Origin of the sequence: Pseudoxanthomonas sp. PXM02 (assembly GCF_014851805.1) — a bacterium.
Taxonomy (GTDB): Bacteria; Pseudomonadota; Gammaproteobacteria; order Xanthomonadales; family Xanthomonadaceae; genus Pseudoxanthomonas_A.
The window spans coordinates 1,545,389-1,572,188 of record NZ_JACVAK010000001.1; the positions used below are offsets into that span (position 1 = coordinate 1,545,389).

At 65.7% G+C, this 26,800-nt stretch carries 26 protein-coding genes; 5 read left to right on the plus strand and 21 right to left on the minus strand.

Going from position 1 to position 26,800, the window contains the following annotated elements; genetic code table 11:
* Positions 1–40: 40 nt before the first annotated feature.
* The 6 genes from IB225_RS07520 to IB225_RS07545 form a co-directional block, all read right to left on the minus strand.
* Positions 41–3,256 (minus strand): DUF11 domain-containing protein, encoded by a 3,216-nt coding sequence (locus IB225_RS07520; protein ID WP_192310553.1) that lies wholly within the window; start codon positions 3,254–3,256, stop codon positions 41–43.
* Positions 3,257–3,782: 526 nt separating this feature from the next.
* The gene (locus IB225_RS20620; RefSeq protein ID WP_192310554.1) at positions 3,783–5,492 is read right to left on the minus strand and encodes a DUF11 domain-containing protein; all 1,710 of its coding nucleotides are present in this window, start codon (positions 5,490–5,492) and stop codon (positions 3,783–3,785) included.
* A 389-nt stretch (positions 5,493–5,881) separates the two neighbouring features.
* Positions 5,882–8,110, minus strand: a complete 2,229-nt coding sequence (locus tag IB225_RS07530; protein WP_192310555.1) for a DUF11 domain-containing protein — start codon at positions 8,108–8,110, stop codon at positions 5,882–5,884.
* Positions 8,111–8,455: 345 nt separating this feature from the next.
* Entirely contained in the window at positions 8,456–9,454 is a 999-nt protein-coding gene (locus tag IB225_RS07535; RefSeq protein WP_192310556.1) for a hypothetical protein, read from the minus strand.
* Between the two features lie 61 nt (positions 9,455–9,515).
* Positions 9,516–9,836 (minus strand): hypothetical protein, encoded by a 321-nt coding sequence (locus tag IB225_RS07540; RefSeq protein ID WP_192310557.1) that lies wholly within the window; start codon positions 9,834–9,836, stop codon positions 9,516–9,518.
* Positions 9,837–9,952: 116 nt separating this feature from the next.
* A complete protein-coding gene (locus tag IB225_RS07545; RefSeq protein WP_192310558.1) occupies positions 9,953–10,318 on the minus strand; it encodes a helix-turn-helix transcriptional regulator in 366 nt (121 codons plus the stop codon).
* Between the two features lie 257 nt (positions 10,319–10,575).
* On the opposite strand from IB225_RS07545, the gene IB225_RS07550 reads away from it, so the two are divergent.
* Positions 10,576–10,800: a hypothetical protein gene (locus IB225_RS07550; protein WP_192310559.1), complete on the plus strand. Its 225-nt coding sequence runs from the start codon at positions 10,576–10,578 to the stop codon at positions 10,798–10,800.
* A 30-nt stretch (positions 10,801–10,830) separates the two neighbouring features.
* On the opposite strand, the gene IB225_RS07555 is transcribed toward IB225_RS07550, so the two are convergent.
* On the minus strand, positions 10,831–11,973 hold the full coding sequence (locus tag IB225_RS07555) for a M23 family metallopeptidase (protein WP_192310560.1): 1,143 nt from the start codon (positions 11,971–11,973) through the stop codon (positions 10,831–10,833).
* Between the two features lie 129 nt (positions 11,974–12,102).
* Entirely contained in the window at positions 12,103–12,588 is a 486-nt protein-coding gene (locus IB225_RS07560) for a hypothetical protein (RefSeq protein WP_192310561.1), read from the minus strand.
* A 163-nt stretch (positions 12,589–12,751) separates the two neighbouring features.
* On the opposite strand from IB225_RS07560, the gene IB225_RS07565 reads away from it, so the two are divergent.
* Complete coding sequence (locus IB225_RS07565) at positions 12,752–13,336, plus strand: helix-turn-helix transcriptional regulator (RefSeq protein ID WP_192310562.1); 585 nt, start codon at positions 12,752–12,754, stop codon at positions 13,334–13,336.
* Positions 13,337–13,348: 12 nt separating this feature from the next.
* Here the strand turns inward: IB225_RS07565 and IB225_RS07570 are convergent, their stop codons facing one another.
* From IB225_RS07570 to IB225_RS20520, 4 genes are all read right to left on the minus strand, one after another.
* Positions 13,349–14,608, minus strand: coding sequence for a PA2928 family protein (locus tag IB225_RS07570; protein WP_192310563.1), 1,260 nt, complete (start codon positions 14,606–14,608; stop codon positions 13,349–13,351).
* 171 nt (positions 14,609–14,779) lie between these two features.
* Entirely contained in the window at positions 14,780–15,214 is a 435-nt protein-coding gene (locus IB225_RS07575; protein ID WP_192310564.1) for a hypothetical protein, read from the minus strand.
* A 215-nt stretch (positions 15,215–15,429) separates the two neighbouring features.
* A complete protein-coding gene (locus tag IB225_RS07580; RefSeq protein ID WP_192310565.1) occupies positions 15,430–16,044 on the minus strand; it encodes a hypothetical protein in 615 nt (204 codons plus the stop codon).
* A 114-nt stretch (positions 16,045–16,158) separates the two neighbouring features.
* A complete protein-coding gene (locus IB225_RS20520; RefSeq protein ID WP_192310566.1) occupies positions 16,159–16,515 on the minus strand; it encodes a helix-turn-helix domain-containing protein in 357 nt (118 codons plus the stop codon).
* Positions 16,516–16,647: 132 nt separating this feature from the next.
* Between IB225_RS20520 and IB225_RS07590 the strand changes: the two genes are divergently transcribed.
* Positions 16,648–17,265, plus strand: coding sequence for an NAD(P)H-dependent oxidoreductase (locus IB225_RS07590; RefSeq protein ID WP_192310567.1), 618 nt, complete (start codon positions 16,648–16,650; stop codon positions 17,263–17,265).
* Positions 17,266–17,343: 78 nt separating this feature from the next.
* Here the strand turns inward: IB225_RS07590 and IB225_RS07595 are convergent, their stop codons facing one another.
* From IB225_RS07595 to IB225_RS07625, 7 genes are all read right to left on the minus strand, one after another.
* Positions 17,344–17,586 (minus strand): DUF2789 domain-containing protein, encoded by a 243-nt coding sequence (locus tag IB225_RS07595; protein WP_192310568.1) that lies wholly within the window; start codon positions 17,584–17,586, stop codon positions 17,344–17,346.
* A 135-nt stretch (positions 17,587–17,721) separates the two neighbouring features.
* Positions 17,722–18,123: a barstar family protein gene (locus IB225_RS07600; RefSeq protein WP_192310569.1), complete on the minus strand. Its 402-nt coding sequence runs from the start codon at positions 18,121–18,123 to the stop codon at positions 17,722–17,724.
* Between the two features lie 93 nt (positions 18,124–18,216).
* Positions 18,217–18,615 carry a hypothetical protein gene (locus IB225_RS07605; protein WP_192310570.1) on the minus strand — a complete coding sequence of 133 codons (399 nt, stop codon included), beginning with the start codon at positions 18,613–18,615 and terminating at the stop codon, positions 18,217–18,219.
* An 82-nt stretch (positions 18,616–18,697) separates the two neighbouring features.
* Positions 18,698–19,282: a hypothetical protein gene (locus IB225_RS07610; RefSeq protein WP_192310571.1), complete on the minus strand. Its 585-nt coding sequence runs from the start codon at positions 19,280–19,282 to the stop codon at positions 18,698–18,700.
* A 59-nt stretch (positions 19,283–19,341) separates the two neighbouring features.
* Positions 19,342–19,878: a hypothetical protein gene (locus IB225_RS07615; protein WP_192310572.1), complete on the minus strand. Its 537-nt coding sequence runs from the start codon at positions 19,876–19,878 to the stop codon at positions 19,342–19,344.
* A gap of 13 nt (positions 19,879–19,891) precedes the next feature.
* Complete coding sequence (locus tag IB225_RS07620; protein WP_192310568.1) at positions 19,892–20,134, minus strand: DUF2789 domain-containing protein; 243 nt, start codon at positions 20,132–20,134, stop codon at positions 19,892–19,894.
* A gap of 92 nt (positions 20,135–20,226) precedes the next feature.
* Entirely contained in the window at positions 20,227–21,294 is a 1,068-nt protein-coding gene (locus IB225_RS07625) for a hypothetical protein (RefSeq protein ID WP_192310573.1), read from the minus strand.
* Between the two features lie 181 nt (positions 21,295–21,475).
* On the opposite strand from IB225_RS07625, the gene IB225_RS07630 reads away from it, so the two are divergent.
* Together IB225_RS07630 and IB225_RS07635 are read left to right on the plus strand one after the other, a co-directional pair.
* Positions 21,476–22,915 carry a M20/M25/M40 family metallo-hydrolase gene (locus IB225_RS07630; RefSeq protein WP_192310574.1) on the plus strand — a complete coding sequence of 480 codons (1,440 nt, stop codon included), beginning with the start codon at positions 21,476–21,478 and terminating at the stop codon, positions 22,913–22,915.
* Positions 22,916–23,005: 90 nt separating this feature from the next.
* Entirely contained in the window at positions 23,006–23,590 is a 585-nt protein-coding gene (locus tag IB225_RS07635; RefSeq protein ID WP_192310575.1) for a pyridoxamine 5'-phosphate oxidase family protein, read from the plus strand.
* Positions 23,591–23,621: 31 nt separating this feature from the next.
* Here the strand turns inward: IB225_RS07635 and IB225_RS07640 are convergent, their stop codons facing one another.
* Both IB225_RS07640 and IB225_RS07650 read right to left on the minus strand, forming a co-directional pair.
* On the minus strand, positions 23,622–25,394 hold the full coding sequence (locus IB225_RS07640; RefSeq protein WP_192310576.1) for a hemolysin: 1,773 nt from the start codon (positions 25,392–25,394) through the stop codon (positions 23,622–23,624).
* 708 nt (positions 25,395–26,102) lie between these two features.
* Entirely contained in the window at positions 26,103–26,618 is a 516-nt protein-coding gene (locus tag IB225_RS07650) for a hypothetical protein (RefSeq protein ID WP_192310578.1), read from the minus strand.
* Between the last annotated feature and the right edge of the window lie 182 nt (positions 26,619–26,800).

Here is a 26,800-nt window from a genome sequence, read left to right on the forward strand (position 1 = left end):
GGAAGGTCGCCAGCCTATCCGCGCCGATGTGTTCGCCCTGTTATGGCGTGCCGCTGGCACTGACGGTGCATTGCACGACGACGTTCACCTGCCCGCCGACCGGCAGGCTGGGAATCGTGATGCCGGCGCCGAGCAGGTCCGCCACCGGTACCGCCGGTGCCGGGCAACTTGCACCACCCGTCGCGGTACAACTGGCGGTCGTACTGGGAACGGTGCATGTCTGGCCCGCGCCCGGCGCGTCTGTCAGTACGGCGTTCGTGGCAGCGGCGGTACCGGCGTTGCTCACCACGATGGTGTAGGTCACCACCCCGCCAGTCACGACTGAGCCCGGCGATGCGGTCTTCAGCACCTGGATGTCGGTCTGTTGCAGGGTATTGGTGAACGTACACACGATGTTCGCGCCCAGCGCCGTCGCCGCGGCATCGAGCGTCACGGTGCGATTGGCCAGGTCGGGCGTGGCGGTGCCGCCGGCGCCGAGTCCCGTGCACACGATGTCCGTTACCCGATACGTCGCCGGTGTGGTCGCTTCGGTAATCGTCGTGAGGGTGCCCGGCGCACCCAGCGCCTGGGTCGCGCCACTCACCGGGCTACCGGCAACCGTCGTGGTCAAGGTTTGCGCGACCACGCCATTGGTGCCGGTGAAACCGAAGCTGTCCACGCCGCCCAGGCTGATCTTGTAGATTGACAGCTGCGGTGCGGACTGGTCCACATCGCTGGCAGTGTTGTTGGCGGCATTGGTGTCGTTGATCGTGCTCGGCAGCGTGATGGTGACCGTATTGGACAGGGCACCCGTGAAGGTGGTCGGCACCGTCAACGTGACCAGATAGGTCGCCACGGCACCCGGCGGCAGGTCCAGCCCGGTGTCGTTGAGTGCGCCGGTACCGCTGGTTGCGCCGCAACGCGAACCGCCGGACGTGTTGGTGCAGGTCCAGCTCACCGTCGACGCATCGATGCCTGCGGGAACCGGGTCGCTGACCGTGATGTTCTGCGCGCCGAAGGAGCCATTGAGGTTGGTCACCACGATGCTGTAGGTGCGCGTCTCGCCGGGCACGAACGTGTCAGTCGGCAAATCGTTCGGGCCCGACGCGGGTGTGTTGGTCTTGGTCATCGAAAGGTCGGCGTTGAACTGGATGCTCGCGCCGGCACAGTTGGCGCCGTCGGCATAGTTTGCCGTTGGCATGGTGCTCACCACCGTCGGAGCGCCCGATACCGGGTCCATGGCGTAGATCGTGCTGCTGCTGCTGGCGAACAGGCCGTTGCTGTAGCCCCACATCGCGACGGCGACGGTGAGCGGCAACGGGGAGCCGATCGTCGTCACCGCCCCTGTCGTCGGATTGATGCTGATCAACTCGCCGAGAACGCTGTCGACGCCCCAGAGCAACCCGTTGTACCAGGCCATGTCCGCCGAATTGATGCCGCCCCGGCTCAACGGGACAAGCGTGGCTACCCGGGTGGTAAGGTTGATGCGGTACATGTTGCTTCCGCCGTTGAGGGCATCCAGAACGTAGTAGTCCCCTGTCGGCGAAATGACACCGTTGTGGTAGCTGGACACCGGCAGTCCCGTGACGACCCCCAGATTGATGGCGCTGCCATTCGCACCGATCCGGATCAGCTCGTTGCCGCTGGCGCCGCCCCACTCGATGCCGTAGATATAGTTGTCCAGCGGGTTGTAGCCCACGCCTTGGCGCGGGATGCTCGATCCGAGACCGGTAAAAGTGAACGGTGCGCTGGCGTAGTCCACGTTGTACAGCGTAGTCGACGTCAATGCAGTGTTGGTCTGATCCAGGAACATGCGCGCATCGCAGGTGCCGAAATTCGGTAGCGACCATGCATTTTCGAAAGTGCACGTCAGATCATCGCCTGCCACTGGCGTCACACTGAACGTGGTCCCACTGCCGCTCGGCGTTTGCCCGCCTGTACGCGTGTTGGTGCAGCGGTAGGTCGTGGTGTAGTTCGCCAGCGCTGTCGTGCCTGCGGCGGCTTCCCTGAGGGTGTAAGCAGTGCCCGGCGTCGCATTGAGGTGGGTCAACGTGCCGGTGGCCGTTGAGCCGGTGCCTGTGGTCGTCACGGCTGCCGGCGCGCCCGTGCCGGTCATCGACAGGGTGAACTGGTCGCCTGACAGCACGCGACCGCTGGGCAGCGCTTTCTGCAACCGCAGGATGGAGGTTTCATTGCTCAGCGTACACGTCACCTGCGTTCCGGGTGGAATCGCGCTGAGCTGCGCGATGGGTACGGTGGCGGTGCCGCCGATGGTTCCGGTCACGCCTTGGTCGCATTGCACACCGGTCAGCCTGTAACCCGCCGCCAAAGCGGATTCGGTGACCGTCACCGGATTCGCCATCACCAATGCAGGCTGCACGCCGGCGGTGGCGGTATCCGAATCCGGCATCACCACCGGCGTGGTACCCGTCGTGTTCATGGCCAGCGACCCATTCTGGTTGCCCGCCGTTACATGGTTGGTGTCCAGATTGGTGGTGGTGAAGGCGAAGTTTCCGGCCCCATTGGGCGTGCTCTTGCGCAGGCACAACGTCCTGTCGTCGACATTGACGTTGCGCACATAGAAATCGTCGGTGGCGCCACCTGCGAATCCATTCTCCATCCGCTGCACGCCCACCACGAGATTGCCGGTCTGCGCGATGCTGTCGGGAAGCTGGATGCGGATCGTGGCCCAGACGAACTGGACGGGAGCGGTAAGCGCCGTCGGCGCGGGGATCGCGCCGGACAGTAGCGTCGCGCCATTCAAGGCGGACACTGACGAACCGGCCGTTGGGCCAGGTATCGGCGTACTGGCAGCACTCACATAGGGCGCCGTGAGGACTTGCGCATATTGAACACCGTTGTAGCTCAACACCAGGCGCGCCTGGTTGCCGTCCGAGTCATTTCCGCCCAGGGAATCGTCTGCATTATTCCAGGCCACGTCGAAGCTGAGCACCGCACCGCCGGAAACGCGATTGATGGCCTGTGTGAATGTATTGAACGCGGTAGGTACCGTTACCGTCACGCCGCCCTGGTCGTTCGAATGTTGCGCACTCTGTGAACCCAAGGCATTGACAGTCCAGGCACCGGAAGCAGGCGCAAGTGTCCAGCTAGTGAAGCTGTTCGCCAACGCCGGGTTGGCGACACGCTGGCCGACAGCCGTGCAGGTCTGGGCAAATGCATGCGGCGTCACGGGAAAGCACAGCAACGCCATCAGCCAGAGCAACGCTTTTCGGCTGACACCGGCACACTGCCGCGGGTTGATTGCCAGTTTCTTCATGCTGATCGAGCCCGTGTGGAATCCAAATTCGATACGCTTGGAATCTCGTTGGCATCCGCCTGCGTGCCCCGGCCCAACAGCAGAAGCAACGTCAAGCGGACAGGCACATGCAGGCGGATCGATGTTCGACCTCGCCTGATCATGCGCAGGGTTCGGACAGCGCGCGCAGTGGCGAACGTGCAACCGGCCCGTCAACCGTAACGTCGTCGTGCGTGCTGATGTCCATCTTGTTCCCCGAAGTACGATCGACGGCGCCTGCGCCTCTTCGCATCACGCGGAGGACGCGGAGGACGCGGGGGTCGCTGACCATGGCGTCGACAGGTCAGCAGCGGCATCTTCCCCACTCGACTGGGATGTTCGCGCCAACGCTCTCAGGCAGGACATCCGCTGGTCCGAGACGTGACAGTGTCAACAGAACCGAGTCGGGGAAACGCAGCTATCCAGCGCAGCTGGACAGCCGCGCGCAGGTATGCCCCGCTGCGTGCGGTCCGCAGACCGCAGTCTCTTGTGAGATGACTTGCTGGCGTCAGGGCGTCCCGCTGGCTGTGACCAGACACTGCAACGCGACGGTGACTTGCCCACCGACCGGCAAACTCGGAATCGTGATGCCCGCGCCCAGCAGGCTGCTCACCGATACCGTCGGCGACGGACAGCTGGCACCGCCCGTAGCGGAACATGTGGCGGTCGTGCTCGGCACCGTGCAGTTCTGCCCGGCGCCGGCCGAGTCGGTGAGCAGTACGTTGGTCGCATCGGTGGGTCCGTTGTTGGTCACCGCCAGCGTGTACCCCACCACGTCACCGTTCGCCACCGGATCCGCCGACGCGGTCTTCACCACCCTGATATCCGTCTGCACGGTGTTGGTTACGGTACACGTCAGTCGGGCACCGGAAACGATCGCGCTGTCAGGCAACGCGATCGCGCCCGTCGCCGGATCGGCCGTGACCGCCACGGCGACATTGGACGCATTGACGCACGACACGTTGGTCATGGCCCAGTTCGGGGAAAGGGTTTCCGTAATCCCGGTGGCGGTGTTGAACCGAGTCAGGTTGTAGGCCGCACCGGCAGGATTGGTGGCGGCCGACGTGGTCAGCGTCAGGCTGGTGGGAAGGCCGTTGGTGCCGCCGGTAAAATCGAAGCTCGCGTGCCCGCCCACACTCTGCTTGCGCAGGATCACGCAGGCCGGGATCGTGGCGTTGATGGCGGTGTTCGCGGCCGACACGATCTGCGCCGCGCTGAAGGTAGAGGAATAGGTGGCCAGGCGCGGTGCGCCCGTGTCGTATGCCTGCGTGGAGGCTTGTACTGAGTGAGTCGTGTCGTACTCGGTGCTGCTTCCCCCCTTGCTGGACATCGCTCCCAACGACCTCCTCGGAGCGAGCGTGGCGGTGGTGTCGTTGATCCCCACACCTACTATCAGGGCATCACGTACATTCTTGAAGTAGTTGGTGTAGTAGTAATAGCCCAATGTCGGCAGTTCACTGGCGGCAGGCTCCCGCATCATCCAGACGTTGCTGGCATCGGTCATGTGGATGATCATCAAGGGCTGAACGGGCGCAACCAGGCCCACCGTGGCGGCATTGGAACTGTCGGTGCCCCCCGTTCCACCGCCCAGGTAGAGATTCGTGTTCAGTCGCTTGTAGGCATCCTGCGCGTTGTCGTTTGGAATGGCGGTGACGAAGTTGGGGCCGCCACAGTTGTTCCGATGCAGGAAGTCGCCAACCGAGTTGTTGCCGAACGAGCGGCACACCCGATTGGACGCACTGTTGTTGCCGGCATAGGCGAAGCTGGACGCGGTCGTGTACCACCCGCCGTTCGCGCCCACCGCCGTAGCAAGATCGATACGGCAACCATCCCGCGAGTCCACGCCAGTACATGACCAGTTGACCACGGCCAGCCGGTAGCCGGGCCGGCTGAGGATGGAGGTCGCCACGCTCGCAATGGCCTGCTGCGCCCCGTCAAATTCTTCATTGGTGATCGAGCCGGAGTTGTCCAGAAACAGGATCACGTCCCTGCTGGGCGCCGCTGGGCAGGTCTGAGCGTGAACGCTCGCCGTCGCTGACAGCAGAACAGCGAGAAGCGTGCCACTCACCAGCGGCAGCGACGACGTGCCGTTGTTTTCACCCGTCGCATGCCCGATGGCGCTTCCTGTTCCGCGAGTACGCGCGCGCCGATCAAACATCCCGCAGGCGAATGCGCGGAGGCGCGCCTGACAATTCCGATAACCCATGTTCTTCTCCACGTTTCAGTTCGATCCCGCATATGACCGTGCCTCAGCACGCGTGCCACGACAGACGTGGACACGCCCTCTGCGGACGTCATCGCCACTCCAGGGATCGCGTTCCCCGACCGGTGCGCGGTGCTTCAGGACATCGGCAGCCATGCCGACGAGCCCGCACCCAGCCAGATGCACACCAGCACATTTCGCAGTGCCTGCCCGCTAGGGGACAGCCTGTTGCTGACATTCGTCACAGGAAGAGGCGGAAGCACGGGCGCGTGTGGCGCACCTCTACTGTGAGGTGTCCGGTGATCAGCCACGTTGCGCACTGAGCAGCAGGCATACATCCATATGCGCGCAAAAGAAAAAGGCAGGCTTGCGCCTGCCCCTCTCTGCCAATCCGCGATGAGCTGTCAGTCCGCGGTACAGCGCACCGCGAACGCGATGCGCCCGCCTGGCGGCAACAGGGGAATCGCAGTACCGCCCGTGCCCAGCAGATCGCCCGGCGTTGCGGGGCAGGTGCCGCCGCCGCTCGGCGTGCAGCCCGTCACCATGCACGCGCTCAGTCCGGTCCCGGGCACATCGCGCACCACGGTGCCGTCGCCCGCCACGGTGCCGCTCAGATGCGCCACGGTCACGGTGTAGTCGATGATGTCCCCCTGCACGACCTGGCTGACGGCGCTGGTCTTGTTCACGGCGATGTCGACCGTGCGCGGCGTGTTGACGAAGGTGCAGGTGAGCTCATCGCCTGCGACCGGCGTGACCTGGAAACTGCGTCCCTGTCCCGGCGTCACGTCGGTGGTGCCGGTGATGCTGTTCACGCAGCTGTAGCTTGTGTCATACACGGCCAGGTTGGCCACGGGCGTGCCGGCGGCACTTTCCGACAGCGTGTATGTGGTACCTGCGGTCGCGACGAACGTGCTGGTCGACACCGTGGTGGCGGTGCCGCTGGTGGTTGCGCTGGGGCCTCCGTTGTCGATGGCGACGGTGAACTGGTCGGTCGCCACCGCGCGCCCGGCGATGGTCTTCACCAGCGTCAGCCGCGGCGGCGCCTGCACGCGCAACTCGGTGATGTTGGTGCTGTCGTTGAACACCTCGCCGCTGGCCGCGCCGGTGTAACGCACCTGCGCCGAGTTGCGGACCACCGTGCCGTCGGCCGCATCCGTACGCACGCGCACCACGAAGCTCACGGTCGTCGCCGTGGGCTGGCTACCGATACACGTGAGGCAGCGCAGCACGCCGCCCTGGCTCGCGTTGGCGCCGGTGCCCACACGGAACACCGCGGTGCCCGTCGCCACTTCTGCCGCATCGTCGCCGCCCGTGTCCGTCCGAGCGCCAACATCCGCACCCCCCGTGACCTGCAGGCTGCCGGCTTCGTACTCGGTGTTCGCCGGGATGGCATCGCGGATCGACACGTCCACGGCATTGTCCTGACCCGTGTTCTGCAGACTGATGGTGTAGCGGATGCGGTCGCCCGCACGTGCCTGGCCGGCGGGCAAGCTGGGGTTGGTCAGGTTGGTCTGCGTTTTCGCCGTGGCGGCATCGACGGTGGGCTGGAAGACATCGATCGCCGTCGTCAGCAGCGAGATGGCATAACCCTCGCTGCTGGTGCGCGCAGTCAGCGTGGCCGAGGTGGCGCCGTTGGCCAGCGCCGCGTTGCCGGTGTTCGCCAGCTGCACGATGTCGGCATCGAAGCCCAGCGTGTTGGCCAGGTTGTTGTTGGCGACACTACGCTGGGTCACCGTGCTGCCGAGCCGGCAGATCGTGGAGTTGAACACGTCGCCCGCCGGGTTGCAGGCGTCGGACACGTTGATCGCCGACGAGCCCTGCCCCTGGAAGGTGAACCCGTCCGGCGCACCGCGGTCGCCATCCATCGCCATCCAGCCGAGCTGCGCCGACACGGCGCCGCTCCACGGCGTACGGAAGCCGGAGACCGTCAGCGATACCTGGTTGACCGGATTGGAGCCGGTCGTCGCGATGGCCGCCAGACCATCGTTGATGGTGAAGTTGCGCAGCGGACGCGAGGGGTTCTGGATCACCAGCACCAGCGTCCAGCCGCCGAAGCGGTTCACCAGGTTGGTCTGCAGCGGCAGGTTGGCGACGCGGTAGGTGCCCACGCCGCTCGCCTGCACGGCGGCGGTGACGTCGGCACGGCAGCCGTAGACGTGGTGCGGTTGCGCGGTGCCCCAGATGGTGGAGCGCGGCGACACATCGCAGCCGGCGGGCGACAGCGCCTGGTAACCCAGCCCCGGGCGACCGAAGCGGATCGCCGTGGTGGCCGGTGACGGACTGGGCTGGCTGCTTGCGTCGCTGGCGACCAGGCCACCCCAGTACAGCATCGCGCGCACCACCTGCGCTCCGGCCGGAAGATCGGCGGCCACCAGGTTCGCGCTGCTGGAATTGGTGATGCTGCTGTCCGCCGTGTCGGTGGCCAGCTTCGTCGTCACCATCGTCTGCCCGTCGTTGGTAGTGCCGGTGCAACTGCCGCTCGTGCTGTTGCAGGTCATGTTGCTGTTGGCGAGGAACACCAGGTCGCCGTTGAGCGTGGTGGTGTAGCGCTGGTCGAACGCGCGGAAGACCTGCGCCTGCGCGACCGGCGCAACGGCCATCGCCAGCAGCAGTGCCGCCAGCACGCGACCCACGCCGCCTGCACGCCCTGCCTTGCCTGCCCCGCGCTGCGATTCTCCCGCCCTGCCTGCGCCCTGCACGTCTACCGATGGAGCAGACCATCCGCTCCATCCCCCTGAGGTGTATCCCATGCCGATCCTGATCTGTGACGAGTTGCACGTTTCAATGCGAATGTTGTCACAGCAAGGGCACGCACGCCCGGCGCGCCGGACAGGCCGGGCGACGGGCGGCAGCGGGAAGGCACCGAACGGCAGGCTGCGCGACCGGTGCCTCGCGCAACCGCCGTCACCTCACGTTATCGAGGCCCGCGACGTCATCTACCGAACAGAGAACGGGCCCGCTTGCGGCACGATGCGGGATCAGAATTGCCCGCGCTCGATCCCGTCGCGCCACGTCGCCGGCTGCGGCTGCCACGGCCCATCCCCCAGCACCGCTTCCACCAGATGTGCGACCGGGAAGCCGAGGTGATGCTCGGCGGCCAGGCCGCCATCCTGCAGATGCGCGTGTGACACGAAGGCACGGAACGCGGTTTCGTCGCGCGCCGCCAGCGCGGTGATCTTCTTCGCCAGGTCGTAGGACAGCCGGTTGCCGTCGTCGGTGGCGAGGAACGACTTGCCCGACCAGAACGCCTGGATGCTGTCGGCGTTCCAGTACGCCGCATGTTGCGCGGCCAGTTCGTGCGGGAAGTACAGCTGCGCGTGCGGTGCAGCGAGCTGCGGGAACATCGTGTGCTCGGTGTTCACCGCCAGCCCTTCATTGAGCCAGGCCGGGATGGGCAGGTGCGCCAGCAGGCAGTGGGTCAGTTCGTGTGCGATCACCGGCTCCATCGCATCGATCTGCTCCAGCGGCATCACGAAGTGGCCATAGCCGGCCTGGATGAACATGCCCGACGACATCGCGTACTGGCCACCTTCCGGATAGTAGTGGCCGACGTAGGCGTAGTAGTCGTCGGGGTCCTCGAACACCATCACCACGTGGCGCCCCCAGCCGTCGTCGCCGGCCAGCGTGCCGAGGTTGCGCAGGATGCGCGCCCGCATGCGCTGGCAGGCAGCCAGGAACAGCTCCGCCGGACGCGATTCCAAGCTGGACAGCAGCAGGAAGTCGTCGGATCCGGTGATGCGGTAGTGATCGCCCAGCGCATCGCGCAGCGCTTCCAGCCAGCCCTGTGCCGCGGAATCCCACAACGCGTGCGCGGCGTCGCCTTCCAGACCCGCGGCGTCGCCTTCGTGCAGGCGTTCCCAGTCGACGATCGGCAGCTCGGTGTCGGCGAACCAAGGCAACTGCACCGCCACGCGCGGACGGGCGATGGCGGCAACAGGGTGTGGGCGGGAGAACAGACGCGTCAGGTGTTTGAGCATGCGGCCGAGTGTAGTGTGCCGCGGCGGGGTCGAGGCACCGATGCAGGCGGCCCCCTCAGGATCATCCAGGACGCGCGGCCTTCACCTGCAACGGCGCCGTCCGCGCGAACAGGAAGACAAGCAGGCACAGCAGGCCGAATCCCACGCCGGCACCCACGGCGAATCCCTCCGTGAGGATGAGCACCAGCGAGATCAGCGCGATCGGCATGTTGGTCAGCAGGTGGAACACCAGTTCGGACGCCCAGGTGAACCCCACGCGCGATCGGCACGCCACGCAGTGGGGATGGCGGAACAGCATCAACCGCATGACCGGAATCGTCTTCGAATCGCACGAAGGACAGGGACGCTTCACGGTGACCGCCTGCAAGGAGGGACGCGTCACGTTGGAAACCCCGGTCGGACGCTCGATCCGCACTACAGCATGCCTCGGCCCGGTATGCCATCGCGCCCGGACCATCCATGTCGATGCTGCTGCCCGGATCCGTGCCCGCGGCCCGCTCAACGCTGGCCCGTCATCTCCTCCAGCAATTCGCAGACCAGGCGTTGGCTCTGCTTGGTCAGGCGCCGCAGGCTGTCCAGGCAATGGGCCTCGAACTCATCCATCGCGTAGGCCACGGGACCCGTCGGTACTTCCAGTGCGTGCGCGGGATGCGTGCCCCGCCCCGTGGCCAGCCATTCGAAGGCGACCTTGGTGGCCACGGCGATGCCGGCGAGGTTCGCCACGCTTGGTGTGGTGCCGCCGTCCGTGCGCTCCCACTGCGCCACGGCGCTACGGTTGACGCCCGTGTGGCGGGCCAGTTCCGACTGCGTCATCGCTGCGCCCAGCCGGGCGCGGCGGATCCTGATGGCCATCGAAGCCCACATGCGTGTTACTCCACTACGATCAGGCATCCACCCTGTCGCCCCTGCGGTGAGCATTGCGTGAGACGCTGTCCACATTGATTAACCCCGTGGAAAAAACGACATGCCATGCCGATCAACGGTCGCCCCGCGGTATCGCCGATACGTCCGGCCACCGAAGGTCAGCATCGCTTATCAGCGGCAGGTACGCTAAGCACGCCGCTTGCGTCGCGGCGCCTCATTCCTAGAATCGACGTTGCAGATACGCACCAGGGGACGCGATGAGCGTGAGGACCATCGTCGAAGGCGACCAGCAGATCACCGTGCAGGTGCTGCGCAGGACCGATGTCCTGGGGAACGACTACTGGCAGGGACGCGCCATGTTCCAACTGGCCGGCGGTCGCGCGCGCGGCGACGTCGTCACCACGATGCGCCATGCGACGGCGGAAGCCGCAGAGCGCGCCGCCATCGCGCTCGCCCGCGCCAGCGGCTGGGGCACGCGCTGACCATCGCGCCGCTCCTGCATCCCGCGTCGCTCAGTCCTCGAACATCACCACACTGTTGCCGGCGGGAAGTTCGCGCACACGATCTTCTTCGCCGCCGTCGCGTGGCATCCAAGGCGTCGTTCCCACGTCGTCGATCCGCGCATAGGTCCCCAGCGAGCGGAAGCGGTCGAGCGCGAATGGCAGGCCCTCGCTCCCCACTGCCGCGGGTTGATCGGCGAGATTGAAATGCAGTTGCGGATCCGAGGCGCTGCCGGTGAAACCGACCTCGGCGATCTTCTGCCCCTTGCGCACGCGGTCTCCCGGCGCAACGCGCGCGCTGCCGGGGCGCAGGTGACCGTAGAAGGCGTAGCGTCCACCGCCCAGATCCAGGGCGATGGCATTGCCGCTGCCGGTATCGAGCGTGTGGTCCGACCGCTCGTCCAGACGTCGGCGTTCCGATAGATCGTCGCGCACGCTCACCACCGTGGCGTCGGCGACTGCCAGGACATCCTCGCCATGGCTGTAGGCATCGGCGGTCAGCCCGCGATCACGGCGCGACTTGCGGCCCTGCGCATCCAGCTTCACCCAGTCCACCGCGAACCGTCCGGGCGTGCGCGCCTTGCCGTCGATGGCGTAGACCACGCGCCGATGGCCGCGCTCCCAGGAGGGATCATGGATCGCGATCCACGGCCCGCCCCGCAATGGCGGACCGATCACCATCGCCGCCTCGTGCGCGACCGGCACGCGAGCGCCATCCACCCGCGCGGTCTCGCCCTCGCCCTCCGTCACGCGGTAGTGCACGCGATGCAGCAGCGCGCCGGGCGCGGGCGTGCCCGCCGGCAGCGCCAGTTCGAAGAAGACGATGCCACGGCGACCGGGTTCGATCGGCGCGCCTGCCTTCGCCTGCCATTGCAGGCCCGAGCGATCGAACCGCCGCTCCAGCGCCTCGCCTTCGAACGTGGCCAGTGCAGCACCGGAAGCCGCGTCGAACACGGCCACGCGCACCGGGTCGAGCGGTCGTCGTGAGAAATTCGCCAGGTGCAGTTCGTAGAAAAGACGCGTCTGCCCCTCGATGGCGACCCGCGTCGGCGCCATCGGCACGCTCAGGTCGAAAGATTCGCGGAGAGGCGATTCCGCATGCGCGGACGCGATCGCCATGCAGGACAGCACGTAGAGAAACAGACGTCGCTTCATCGGGTGTCGTGGATCAGGGCCGGGATGCCGTCATCCTAGACACGGCATCGCGCCATGCGTGATCCATCCGGCGCGTATTTCCCTCGGCGCGGCGCACCCGATGACACTTGCTTGCCGTCCGAGCGCCCACTACTTGTCGGCGCGCAGTTCCCTGAGCCCGCTGCGCGGATCCGACGCCGGGCCGGTAAGCGAGCAGATACCAGCCGATGGAGTACCGCCGTTTTCCCAGGCATACACCACGTACTCCTGCCCGGTTTCGAAGAAGTAGCCGCAATCGCCACCCCCCATGCCGGTGCGCACCGTCTGCTGCCGGACGGGCGTTCCCTTGAAGGTCTCGCTGACCGCGAAACGGACGCGCTTGTAGGGGAAGTCGCTGATCTCGTCCGATGCGGACTCGTTGCCGAACACGCCCTTGAACCAGTCGGACAAAGCCGTCACCCAGCCCTTGTCCATCCGCGGCGTGCGCTCCTCGACGGACTGCACACGTCCCACGAACACCAGCGAGCTCTGCGCCTTCTCTTCCGCGGGCGTACCTGGCGGTACGCAGGAACACGCATCGGCGTGCAGCGGCAGTCCCGCGATGATGAGCAACAGCAGGGCAATCAGGAACTTCATGCGGTGCGCTCCGGAATCGGCGGCCCGATGGTAGCAGCCGCTTCGCCCGGCGCCGGCGCACCCCCTCACGCACCCCTGACGGCGTCGCGGCGGCCATTGGCGGCAAACTGGCGTGGCGGCGGTGGGCACCCCACCCTATCCTGCGCCGTCCCCGGAGGCCCCGATGTCATTCAAGACGCTGCGCGAGAAACACCTGTTGTCGCAGGAGAAGGTGTCCGAGATCAGCGGCCTCGGCCTGCGTACCGTGCAGCGCCTGGAGGCCGGCCATCGGGTCAGCTATGCCTCGCTGCGTGCGCTCGCCCTGGCTCTGAAAATGGACGTGGATGTGCTGGAGCGTGCGTTGTACGCCATGAACACGCCGACCGACGAATTCGTCGAAGTCCCCCGCTGGGTCCGTCGCCTGCGCGACGGCCTGGCGACCGGAGTGCCCGCACTCGCGCGACGGCGAGCGTATCTCTACGAGGCCCTCGCCATCGGCCTGGGCGTCGCCCTGTTGCTGGCCTCGCTGGCCACGACGATGCCGCAGGCGACGACGACGTTGCGCCTGGCGGGTGGATTCGCCCTGCTCGTCGGCTACGCCGTGTCGATCGCCACACGCGTAGTGGACCATTACCAGGGTTGGGAGCCGCACGACGACACGGTCACGCCTGCCCCGTCGCGCACGTGCGCGCCTCGTATCGCGCTCTACGCCGCGGCCGTGGCTCTGCCACCGCTGTTCCTGTGGCTGGTGGTGCGGTTGGCGGGTTGATCCGTTGCCCTGCTAGTCCTGCAAGCCCCACGTCGCGCTGCTGCCGTCCGCCAGGGACAGCGTCACCACGTGGGTTTTCCACGACGTGACGCCATCGTCCAGGCTTTCCGCCGCCCCCATCACCAGCAGGCGACCCGGCAGCAGCCAGTAACCGATCGAGGGACTGTGCGGCGTTTCGCTGATCGGCAACTCGGTGGTCCAGCGCGCCTTCAATCCGGTATCCAGGCGCGTCACCGCCAGCCGGCCACGGTTGTCGATGCGCGTGTTGTGCCAGACCAGGACGCCGGCAGGTTGGTCGAGCAGTACCGCATCGTCCGTGCCGTGGACCTTCACGAAGCGCCCGTTGAGGAAGCCCGGCGCACCGTCGACGGGGGTGAAGTCGGTGAACCGGTCGAAGCGCTCGTCGAACCGCTGCGTGGCGACGGTGTTCGCGTTCCAGAACATGCGCCGCGCCTGCACGCCTTCGTTGTCGATGCTGTACGGATAGCGCAGGTGGTCGCCGAACGTGTCGTCCGCGGCGTCGCGTGCTTCCTTCTCGGAGTAGAGGCCGATGCGGCGCCCGTCGAGTTCGACCAGCCGCGCGGGGACATCGCCGATCGGTGGACGCAGGGGCACGATGCGCGGACTGCCGTTGGACTTCAGTTCGGGCGGTGCGACGGGCACTGGCGTGGGCGCGTACGGCACCGCTTTCAGGTCAGGACCGCGGATCACGAACGGACGTGCGTCGGCCGCCGTCAGCACCAGCCCCCGGTCGAAGCCGTAGAACTTCGATTCGCTGGGGAGCAGCCCCTTGAGCGCCGGATTGCGTTGCTCCAGACCTTCGCCGTTCGCCAATGGCTTGCCGTCGGCAGCACCGACTGCCCACGGCTCGTTGTCCAGCAGCAGCCACACCACCGCACCGTCCTGGCCCAGCAGCCGGCCTTCCGCCGATGAACCGATCACGCGCGATGGCCGCGTGCCCTGCGCTTTGTCGTCACCGATCGTCAGCAGCCGTTCCTTCCACAGCGGGCGCGCCGTCTCGGGATCGATCGCCTGCAGGTCGAAGTGGAAGAAGGTGTCGATGCGGAACCGTCCGGAATTCAGGGTCGAACCGCGCACCGACACCTGCCGCTGCTCTTCCTGCTTCGTCAGCACCCACAGTCGCGGCGTACCGGCATCGTCGACCAGGGCGGGTCGACCGGCGACCTCGGGAGGATCCAGATGGCTGGTGGTGCAGGCACTCAGCATCAGCAACACGAAAATCGCCAACAGGATCGTTCGACACCGCGTCATCGCACCGATCATCGTGCACATCCCTCGGACACGACCGGCTCACCGGCCTACTTCCTTCCCAACGCGGTCCGCAAGCGGACGGGGACAGGCTACGTAGGGTGGACGTTGGCCCATCCTTCGAACTGCGAGGATGTAGTCTTGTGGTGGGCCGAAGCCCGCCCTACGCCAGCATCAGGTCCCGCGTGGCGAGAACCATCGATGGACAGATGGCAGGAACAGCATGACGGCCACACTAATCCTTAGCAGACAGGCCATCACCAGCACCGGCTGCTCACCCACCATGCCGCGGTTCGCCAGCATCCAAAGCACCAACAACGTCAGTACCGTCGACAACACAACCCACATTCGCACCCAGTTGACACCGCGCCACAGACAGATGCCGATCATCAGCGAGTACGCCCCCATCCCGAGGGGGCCGGTGATCTGCTGCCCTCCGTCAGGACCCATCGACGTGAGTGCCACTACTTCCAATACATAGGTGATCGCGTAACAGCCCAGAAGCACCCATAGTGCTCGCGGTCTGGGACCCGTGCGGGGGACAGGAGCCGGGCGATCCACCGCAATGGTGGACGTCGGCGCCTGGTAAGGATTTTCCGGCTGACTCATGGCGATACGGGATCCGCAGACTTCACTTTGACTCCTTGTCAGCCTTGGTACGAGTCGTTGCCTGTCTTGTGATGTGCGGTGTCCGATGCACGGCGGGCTTGGCCACTTCCACTGCGCCGTCATGACGCACATCACACCGATGTGCGGGACTATGCCATGCCAACCAGATGAACGTCAGGCATCACGATGGTGGGAAGGAGCCCGCTCAATGGTTATCAGCGTGCATCCGCACGGACATCGAAACGGCTCATCCATCCCTCGCGATCGACGTGGTGGTGGACAGCATCGATGTAGTAGGTCCCACCGAAGGCGTCAGCCACACCTTGCAGGGCGAGGCGGTTGCCGGGGAGTGCGCGTGCGGTGCCGGCGAGTATGGCCTGGCCCTGCAGACGTATCGCACCGGCGTCATCCAGCGAACGCTCGACATCGAGTGCACGCAACGTGGCACCGTACTGCGCAGTCAGGGTGACGTCGTCGCTCGCCGCACTGAAGGCGGACGGTGTGGCGGCGTCCAGCACGATCTCCGGCGCACCGCCATCAGCCAACAGCAGACGATGCGCATGTACCGTCCCAATGAACACGGTATCCGCCTGCGCGCCGTGACCCAGCGCGATCTCCAGCATCGCACCCAGCGGTACTTCCCGTAGTAGGTCATCCCACGTGCGGTCCGCTGCCACCGCGACAAAGCGCAGCGTCGCGGTGCCGATACGGTCGATGGCCTGCGTGGTGTCGAGCGCGATCAACTGCGACGTTGCGGGCAGCGGCATGCCGTTGCAGGTGATGCGATGGATCGGCACGGATGTCGACGAATGACTGGGAATCACGGACATGGGCGTCTCGGGAAGAAGGGGGATGCCACTACATGGAACCCCAACGGCATCGCCCTGAGGGTCAGGCCACGCGCAGCATCTGTCCGCGTGCCCCACAGGACGAACAAGTCCGCCCTACGCAGGCTGTTCCCTACCCTGCATGAAGGTCAGCAGTGCTTCGAACACCGGGCGCAGGCGCATGGCCTGGTCAGTGAGTTCGTACTCCACGCGCGGCGGGATCTCGGGATAGAGCGTGCGCCGTACCAGTCCGTCGCTTTCCAGTTCGCGCAACTGCATCGTCAGCATGTGCTGGGTGACGCCGGGGATGGCGCGGCGCAGTTCGTTGAAACGGTGCATGCGCTGGCTGAGCAGCCAGAGGATCTCCAGCTTCCACTTTCCGCCGAAGATGGCGATCGCCTTGCGGATCTCGCCGTGCACTTCGTCAATGTTGTCGGCGATGCTCGCGCATGCCTGCTCAGTATGGTTTTGCATACCTGGTATTCAAATCAATCCTTCTTGTTGCATCGACTATACGCCACTAGATTTTCGCGACGCGGTGGCCGCGGCGTCACGAGAACGATGCGCATGCGACCGCACTCTCCCCCTACAAGGCGCATGACCCCCATGAAGATCCTGCATATCGATTCCAGCATCACCGGTGATGATTCGGTCAGTCGCAAGCTGACCGCCGCGGCGGTCGAACGCCTGCGCGCGCTTGCCCCGGACGCACAGGTGACCTATCGCGATGTCGCCATCGAACCGCTGCCGCAGGCATCCGGCCCGTTGCTGGCCGTGGCGGCCGGCATCGCCACGCCGGCCCCCGAGAGCGGTCTGCAGAAGGACGTGTCGACCGTGAACCGCGTGCTGGAGGAAGTGCTGGCGGCGGACGTCATCGTCATCGGCGCGCCCATGTACAACTTCAGCGTGCCCAGCCAGCTGAAGGCATGGCTGGACGCGCTGGCGGTGCCGGGCAGGACGTTCCGCTACGACGAGCACGGCGTGCAGGGACTGCTGGGCGACAAGCGCGTGGTCATCGCCTCGGCGCGCGGCAATGTCTATGCCGGCGGCTCGCCGTTCGCATCGGCCGACCATCACGAGTCGTACCTGCTCAGCTTCTTCGGCTTCCTCGGCGTCACCCGCATCGAGGTGGTGCGCGCAGAAGGCGTGCGGTTGAGCCCTGCACATGCGGAGGTGGCCATCACCGGCGCCCTGGCGCAAGCGGGTCAGCTGGAAGCGGCATGAGCCACCAGGTGCGCGCGCGTGCCAGCGGGCGCATCAAGCCGTCGGCCGTGCTGCACGCGATCCATTGCGATCGCGGGCTTACGCCGGCGTGGCGTGCAGCGCCACGTTCAGTCGATCCACCACCATCGCCCAGTCGGCGTCGTCGAGGCGTTCTTCGCGCAGCAGTTGCGCTTGCGCGGGCGACCAGAACGGGGCTTCTTCCAGGCGCACGTCATCGGGCAACGGCGAGTGGGTGGCGATGAACTGCTGGATGCTGGCGTTGTCGTTCGGCAGGCCGAGCTGGGCGAACAGCTCGGAGAAGGGATGGATGGTGGGTTCCATGGCGGCGTCTCGTGAGGGAGAGGTCCAGCGTAGCCGCGATCGCGTGAAGATGCGTGGGGCGGGTGACGCCGAACGCCTCACCTGGTAACAGGCGTCACGACGCGGATCTCGTGCGGCGGGGGGCGTGAGCCCGCCTTACGCCGGTCCTTCCGGCACCAGCGTGATGTTCGGGTGCGCGGCGATGATCTCGAGCACGATGTCGAAGTAGGTCTGTCCGGCGCCGGCGTCCAGCGCGTCGAGTTCGCGCTGGAAACGCGCGGCGTTGAACCGTTCGGGCTGGGCCAGCTTGGCGAGCAGGTACTGCCGCGTCGCTTCGACGCCGAGCGCGTTGCGGCTGGCGGCGAAATGCGTCCAGACCAGCGTCACCGGGGCATCGCCATCGAGCGCGCCGTAGCCGCCGTAAAGCAGGTCGTCGAGGGCATCCAGGCCGGGCCCCAGCGTCCAGTCGACGTCCTGCATGAAGACGCGGTTGATTTCGTCGTAGAACGACGGGATGTCATGGATGCGCGCGCCGTCGAGGGTGAGGGTCCGGGTCAACGGTGCAAGCGTAGCCCGGATGAGGGTGAAGGCTGCATCCGGGGCTGGACACGCCGCCCACCCGGACGAACCTCGCTGGCCCGTGGCGGAAACCTAGTTTTCATCCATGCCGAACACGTTGCCCTGCAGCACCGTGCTGGCTTTACAGGGCTTCCGTTGGGCGGGGTAGCGCAACTGCTCGACGGCCGTGATCAGCGCCTCGTTGTAGCTGTCCGGCACGCTTTCGAGTTCACCCTCCCGTCGCCACAGTTCGGACAGGATTTCCGGGGAACGCACGCGACCTTCCTCGTCGACGACGAATCCGATCTTCACCAGGGCCGAGTACGCACCACTCGCTTCGTCCGGCGACTGCGGCATCGCGATGTTGTTGAGCGGCACGTACTCGCGCGGACAGGCGTCAATGGACGGCGCATTGCAGGAGGACGCAGAGAACACGAGCACGGCGCCGAGCAGCGAGTGTTTGCCTACTACGCGGATGACGTGAGGGTTCATGGCTGCTCCGGCGAAGCGCCCTGCGCATCGCGATGGGGTGAATGGGAAACCCGGACTTGCCGTGCTGGCCGCACCACGCGGGCTAGCGCCGGCCGCGGGCAGGCGCGAACACCATGCCCAGGATCAGCACGTGGGCGGCGATGGTGACCTGCAGGACGCTGGACATCGCGGCGGCCCCCAACGCGAACACCCCGCTGTCGGGCGAGACGAAGGCCAGCAATGCCCGTGCGCGACGGGACAGACCGTCGTCCGCTGAAGGCAGATCCGCGTTGAGGTAGATCAGCACGACGACGTCCGCGATCGCGATCGCAAGCAGGTAGGCCGGCCATGGCGGCGGCGAGGACTCGCCCATCCAGGGCCGCCGTGGCTTCGGCCGGGTGTATCGCGAAGCGAGCAAGGTTTTGTGCAGCAGCGGGTACGCCGCGAGCGTGGCGAGGGCGAACGCAGCCACCTTGCCGGGACTGGAGGCGTCGTCCAGCATGCTGCGCAACAACGGCACCACGCGCAGTGCCTCTTCCAGCCACGGCAGCAGATCGATCTGGCGGGGCGTCAGCGCAACGGCCAGCGGGACGATGGCCGCCCACACCAGGAATCCATACCGCCGCCACCCATGCGCGGACGGCGAGTTGTCGCGGAATTCGACAGGCGGCATATCGGGGTGATGCATGACGCGGGCTCCTTGCTCATGGCATGCGGGGATACGGCGGCGACGTCTGTCGCATGGCGTCAGTGCTTGGGCCGGGCACCCATCAGCCCCACCTGGTAGCCCGCGGCTTTCAGGTGGGCGGTCGCCCTTGCGTTGATGCTCAACAGCATGAGCAGGCTGATGCAGGGCAGGAAGGCCAGCACCGCCAGTGCCAGCCGGCCGATCACCGGCCATTCGAACCCCTTGCCGATCCGCATCAGACCCAGCAGCGCGACCACGCCGGCCGCGAAGCTCAACACCCATCCCCCCAATAGAAGCAGGCCGCCGATGTCGGGCATGAGATTGGCGGAAGGCAGTGCGACCGTCATTCCCAGGACCAGCAGGTTGATGAGCACGGCATAGATGATCATCTTCTGACCGGTGGCCACATCGTGGTCCAGCGCCTGGCGCCGCATGGAACGGCCGTGGTCCTGATTGAACGTCAGGTTCGAAAAGTCCTGCATGGTGTCCCCTGTGTGTCCGGCGCACCCCTGCGCCCGGGCGCGGCGACTATGCCACGCATGCGCGCGGGCGTCAGCGGACGCATCGAGCCTTCGTCCCTGCTGCACGCAATCCATTGCGATCGCGGGCTTACGCCGGCGTGGCGTGCAGCGCCACGTTCAGTCGATCCACCACCATCGCCCAGTCGGCGTCGTCGAGGCGTTCTTCGCGCAGCAGTTGCGCTTGCGCAGGCGACCAGAACGGGGCTTCTTCCAGGCGCACGTCATCGGGCAACGGCGAGTGGGTGGCGATGAACTGCTGGATGCTGGCGTTGTCGTTCGGCAGGCCGAGCTGGGCGAAGAGCTCGGAGAAGGGATGGATGGTGGGTTCCATGGCGGTGCCTCGTGGGAGGGAGCACCAGCCTAAGCGCGCAAGCGTGAAGCCGGTAGGTATCGTCCCACCGGAGGACGCCCGACGGCGGCCGCTCACTTGGACGTGGCGGCGTGCTGCTTGTCGTAGCTGGCCTCCACGTCGCTGGGAAGCCAGGCGAAGCGATAGTCGACCACCACGTCGTCACCGGCGCGGCGCGACACGGTGAGCCATTGGCCATCGGCATAAAGACGGCGTTGCGCCGCTTCCTCCAGCGTGGTCGGCAGCGTGCGGTGGAGCCGCCCGAAGACGGGCGCATTCCAGTCGTCCGGCAGGTCCTTGGGGATCTGGCCGACCAGGGCCAGCGAGAGCAAACGCATGCCCTCGCCACGATTGCCCTCGAGTGCGGCATTCACGCGCGCGCACGCATCTTGCGCCCACGTGGCGGCACGGTCGCGGGCGGCGATGGCCAGCGGCCAGGTGCCGGAAGAGCCGTCGTCGTCGCTTTCGGGCTCGGCGGGAAGCGGAACCTCCTCCGTGGCATCGCGGGCCAGGGTCGGCGGCTGGAGGCTATCGGCCACCACCGCGATGCCGCTCGACAGCGATGGCCTCACCTTCCACCGGGACGGAGCGTCCGGCATGGTGGGCGCATACACCTCCACGCCATAGGACGTGATGAGCGCGGCGTAGTCCGGCGTGAAACTGGATGCGGCAAACATCACGATGCGCGGCGTGTCCTTGGGAATGTCCTTGTCCGATTCGACGCGCGTGACCGGCGCCGCGCCCAGGCCCGCCGCCTCCAGCGCGGCATCGACAACTCCCATGTTGGCGCCACTGTCGTCGACTAGGCAGCCGCCCTCTCGGAGCGTGCGCAAGCCGGGCACGGCCAGGTTGTTGACGCGCGTTTGCACCGACTTGAAGGTGACCAACTGGAGCAGGGGGGACTTGCTGGCGATATTGAACAGCAAGCCGTAGGTACGGGCGGCGCGCATCGAGGCCTGCTCGTTGTTCTGCAGGACCGGCATGGTGGCGCGCAGCGGCACTGCTGGCGCGATCACGTAGACCGGCAGCGTCTTCATGACGGCCAGGTCTGCCGCTGGATCGCGGGGCGACTTCGCCGCCACGATGGGTGCAAGCAGATACAGCCCGGCGATGCCGAGGCCGCGGCGGAAGAATCGATGCATGAGGGTCCCCTGTATTCGCCGGGAGTCTAGCGCACGCCACGCGGCTTGGCCCAGCGTCGCCCGTGCTACCGGCTTGCCGCCCCCGCGTACGGAGGGCCCGCCCTGCGGTAAGCGTGGCAGGGCATGGAAGTGATAGCGTGGCAGCCGCCCTGATGCAGGCTGTCCTCCGGGGGAGGCCACGATGAAACCGTTCCTGTTCGGCCCGATGACGTTCCTGGTCCCCGCGCTGCTGTTCGTGGTGCTGTTGCGCTCGGACACCGGGCGGGCGATGCAGGCCGCGGGTGTTCCTGCCGTCGCGATGCGGTGGAACACACCGCGCATGGCCGACACTGCCGATGCGTCTTCGTCGCACCGCACCCGGACCGGCGGAACGGTCGCGTCGCCCGCAACGACCACCGCGCCGTTGCCGAACGATCCGTTCGCGCCCGTCTATGTCGTCACCTCGCGCGACACCTACCAGGGCATCCGCGGTTTCGCCAGCAAGGCGGTGGAGCATCGCGACAGCACGGGCGCACCGGTGCTGATTGCCGAAAGCCGGGCCGACCGGCTGGGCGCGATCAGCCGCTACGTGCACGTCAACGAGCGTCGCTGCGGCGGTTACTTCGCGTTCCCCAGCCGTGCGCAGGCCGAGGCGTTCGTGCGCGAGGGGCGCGCGAAGCAGGCGATGACGAAGACCCTGCTTGCGTCCTACACGTTGAACAACCAGACCACCGTGAACCGCTGGCTGCCGCAGGTACAGGAGCAGCGCCTCTACGCCACCATGAATCACCTGTCGAGCTACCAGAACCGCTACTTCTCCAGCCCGCACGGCAAGACGTCGGCCGAATGGATCCGCGACCACTGGCAGTCGCTGGCCGCCGGCCGCAGCGACGTCACCACCGAGTTGTTCACCGCCTGCGGCAATTGCTCCACGCAACCGTCGGTCATCCTGACCATCCGTGGCTGGGACCTGCCCGACGAAGTGGTGGTGCTGGGCGCGCACCTGGATTCGATCAACGTCAACACCTATCCCGACCCCAACCAGCACGCACCCGGCGCCGACGACGATGCCTCGGGCATCGCCACGCTCACCGAGACGCTGCGCATCGCGCTGGCCGATGGCTGGCAGCCGCGCCGCACGGTGAAGTTCATGGGCTATGCCGCCGAGGAAGTCGGCCTGCGCGGTTCCCACGCCATCGCGCAGTCGTTCCGTCGCAGCGGCGTCAACGTGGTCAGCGTGCTGCAGGTGGACATGACCAACTACAAGGCCGGCGCGGTGACGGACATGAAGCTGATCAGCGACTACTCCAACACCGACCTGAAGAACTTCTTCATCACCCTGTTCGACACCTACCTGGCCCCGATGGGCCTGACGCGCAGCAGCACGGCCTGCGGTTATGCCTGCTCGGACCACGCGTCGTGGACGAACGCGGGCTACCCGGCGGCGATGATGTTCGAAGCCGGCGATCCGGGCGGCAGCTTCCCCTACATCCACACGTCCTATGACACGCTGGCGACCATGGGCGAGTCGGCGCAGCACAGCGTCAAGTTCACCCAGTTCGCGCTGGCCTACCTGGGCGAAACCGCCAAGACCCGCGGCAAGGTCACCGGCGGGCCTGCGCAGGAGTTGCCGGCGCAGTAAGTCCGCACGCAAGTCCCTGCCCTCGTCCGGCGCGGGCGGGTACCGTGCGAGGGTCGGATCGGGACCACTCTATGAGCGCTGGAGAACGAGATGAGACACGCCTTCGCGAACATCGCTTTCACGCCCGCGGTCCGCGACGTCCAGGCGCGCGACGGCAGCCGTGCGCAGTACGCACGTGCCTTCGAATCCGGCGACGGCGTGCGCAATGCCGAACTCGGCCCAGACGAAGCCGCCTTCATCCAGGCGCAGCGCAGTTTCTACATGGCCACCGTGTCGGAAACCGGCTGGCCGTACGTGCAGCATCGCGGCGGCGAGCCGGGGTTCCTGCGCGTGGTGGATCCGACCACGCTGTCGTTCACCGACCTGCCGGGCAACCGGCAGTTCATCAGCGTCGGCAACCTGGCCAACGACGACCGCGTGGCGCTGATCCTGATGGACTACGCACACCGGCACCGCTTGAAGCTGCTGGGCCGGCTGGCAGTGGAGGAATCATCGGCGACAGGACGCACGCAGCGCGAGATGCGGATCCACGTGGAAGCGTTCGACTGGAACTGCCCCAAGTACATCCCGGTGCGCTTCGAAGCGGAAGACGTGCAGCGCGCCATCGACGAGCGCGACCACCGCATCAGGGAGCTGGAAGCGCAGGTCACGCGGTTGCTCCAGAAAGAGAAATAACCGCGTCGCCTACCCCGGCCATGCGGCGTGCTCAGCCCAACCCTCGACCCTGCTCCTGCAACGGCGCCTGCTCCTGCGGCTTCTGCTGGGCCAGCATCTGCTCGCCCATCTGCATGAAGCGCTGCCCTTCCGGAGATCGGGAGAACTCCCTGGCCATGCGGTCGAGCTCCTTGCTATCGCCGGCCAATAGGGCTGCGTAGACGCTGTCGACATAGGGATCGTTGAACGGGCCACGCTCGGGCTCACGTCCGCTTCGGCGATCGTCGATGGCTGCATCGGCGGCCGAAGGCATCGGAACGGCATCGCCGGGCGCGCGCTCCGCTTCGATCGTCTGTCCTCGCCCCTGATGTTCCGGCCGCTGCCCGTCTGCCCGCGGTCGTTCGCCGTCGCCAGTGGGCCCCCTCAGGGCTATCCCCAACTGGCCACTCTCGAAATTCTCGATCACCACAGGCTCTCGTCGCGTCTGATCGGACGCCAGCGTGTCGATCACCGAAAGATTGTTGTTCTCCAGGGTGTAGACGAAGCGCCCATCGTCGCTGCGGTAGGTATCGGCGGGATCGGATTCCCTGCGCGCGCCACCCGTCAGTGGCCGTCCGCTCCAGCGCACCTCACCCACCCCGTCGCTGTCCCTCAATGTATCGCCAGCATCGACCACGTAGGTGTCGCGCCCTTCACCGCCCTCCAATCGGTCGTGGCCCTGCCCGCCGATCAGGATGTCGTCCCCGCGATGCGAGCGCAGCGTGTCGTTGCCGCCTTCGCCGATCAGCAGGTCATTGCTCGCGATTTCGACGTTGCCTTGCATCCTGCGGGAGTCGAGGGTGGCAGCATGGCTCTGGTCCACATCCTGCGGGGTGTTGTTGCGCTGGTCCCGGCGAAGGTTGGCGCCGGTGCGAAGCTCTCTCCCCGGATCAAGATAGATCGCCGTCGTGGCGAAATCTTCATTCCTCAGACGTTCGGCCAGATCGGGATTCTCGGTTCTGAGATCTTCCAGCAGTCTGCTCCTGGCAGGTTCGAGAGCAGATGCCAGTGTCTGAACTGGCCCGTATTCCCGCACCAGATCGGGGTAGTTGTTGTTGGCTTGGGCGATGGCGTTTCTTCGCGCCTGGTTCCCGTCCAAGTCAACACCCCAATTGCGCTCATTCTCCAGAATGTCGTCACGATGGAGCTGGAACATCCGATAGACACTGCGCGCTTCGTCGGCCGTCACATTGAGCGGATCATCGTAGAGGCCGAAGATCTCCGACTCCATGTTTCGACGAGCCCGCAACCCAAGCTGCAAGCCGACATTATCGTTGGTCCCTCGGCTGTTGTAGCGCAGTTGATACCAGGCTTCTGCGCGATCGCCGTCGGCAACTGCATCATTGAACCCTTGCATGTGAGTTGCCATGCGCCCTGGGCCACGGTTGTAAGTAAGCGAAACCACAATGGCACGCTCATCCGAGAACGGCATCCCCAGATGCTCCGCGTGACGCTCATACCTCGCCAGGCTAACGCTCTCCAGCAGGCTTCTGGCTTCTTCGCGCGTGATCCGAACATCGAATGCGAGCCCGAGCGCGGTTTTCTGTTCGTTCGGCGCTCTATCGATGGCCAACAATTGCTGACGCTCGGCTTGGGATAGCTGTACACCAGCCCCGTCCCACAGCTCCACGTTATTGTTGCGATTAAACGTGTAGCCGAATCCGATGGTGGCCTTGTAGTCCTCCGCGTCATATGGCGCAGCACGGTAGCCTTCGAAGTTCTGGATCATCACGCTGGCCCGATGGCGATACTGCTCTTCCGTGCGCCCCTGGTAATCGATCGGCATGATCGCCTCCTTTCCTAGATGTGATTTGCCATCGCCAAGCGCGATGGAGATTCCGTTCTACCGCCCCAGGGAACACGAATCGCTCTGTTTCACGAAGCTGATGCGCTCCCTGGTGGCTTCCGTCTTGCAGGAGCTGAGAAGCATGGGGTACATCGATCCTCCCTTATCCTCTTCCGTCTCTTCAAGGCAAGCCTTGTCGCGCTTCGTCTCCCAAGCAGCGTGCTTACGATCCATACCCGCTAGACACTGAGGCAGCGCTGACGCCCGTTTCGCGTCCATTACCGCATCCAGTTCCAGATCTGAAGCGACAAAGTCTCGGAAAGCACAGATGTTCATGCTGAGCTGCGTGAGAGTACAGTCATCCAGCAACGACAGAAGTTCTGATGCCGGGATACGACTTCTGGCAGACAGCTCGTTCACCACCATTGATGGGTCGGGTGGAGCGACCCTAGGCGCTGAGACCGCCTGTACAACAGATTCTTCCGAAGAAGGCACAGACTGTGCCATTGGTATCGCGTGTTGGCATGCAGCGAGCGCGAGAGCAAGGAACGCCACGCCTGTTTTCAGGATCCCTGCGCGAGATAGCAACACGCCAGCGTGAGAAATCTCAGAGCTACTTGTCCAACCGTTTCCGTAGATCACGCGCCTGCTCCTTGCGTTTTTTTCATTTCCGTTCTTATTGACGATGATGCCGTCGTCCTACCACCCTCACGGGCATGGACGCGCTCCTTTCGCTTCCTCTCCTTGCCGCTCATGCGGCGGCGACGGAGTTTCTTCAGACTTCACTAGCACGTCATTCGTGGCAATGATGGCGATATCCGTCCCTCCACGCCTGATGCTATCCACTTCTCTCCAGTGAAGCTCGCTGCCCTCCAGCGTGGCGCGCACCAATGCTATTGATCCATTTCGATAGCTTTCAACCGCCATGACGGCCGTGTTCCCAACCGCCGCACCGATCACACTTCCATCGTCGATCTGTCGTAGATTGACGAGTGCGCCACCGAAGTCGCCACAGATACGGTCGCCTTCCTGCACTAGCGTCACGCTGAAGCCGCCACAATCGAGTGCCGGGTTCGTTCTGTCACACCACTTCACCGACCAGTCACCATTGAAGTCGGGCTTCGCGGCTCGCGCGGGAGGGCCGGATACGCAGCCTGCCAATCCAACACATGCGACTGCAAAGAACATCGCAAGCGTCTCGATTGTGAATCTCCGGATTGCCATGGGGTCCTCCTGACCTCGTTCTGACGGCTGGCCGAGCGCCAACGATGAACTCTGTCGGTGACCAACTGCAAGTGTTGCTCACGAGGACCACGTTACGCGCGCGATTGGCGCGCGTTTTCTCATTGTCGGAATGTGATCCCCTCGGCTAACGGCGACGGATACTTCGTTCTGACGCCGTCGGG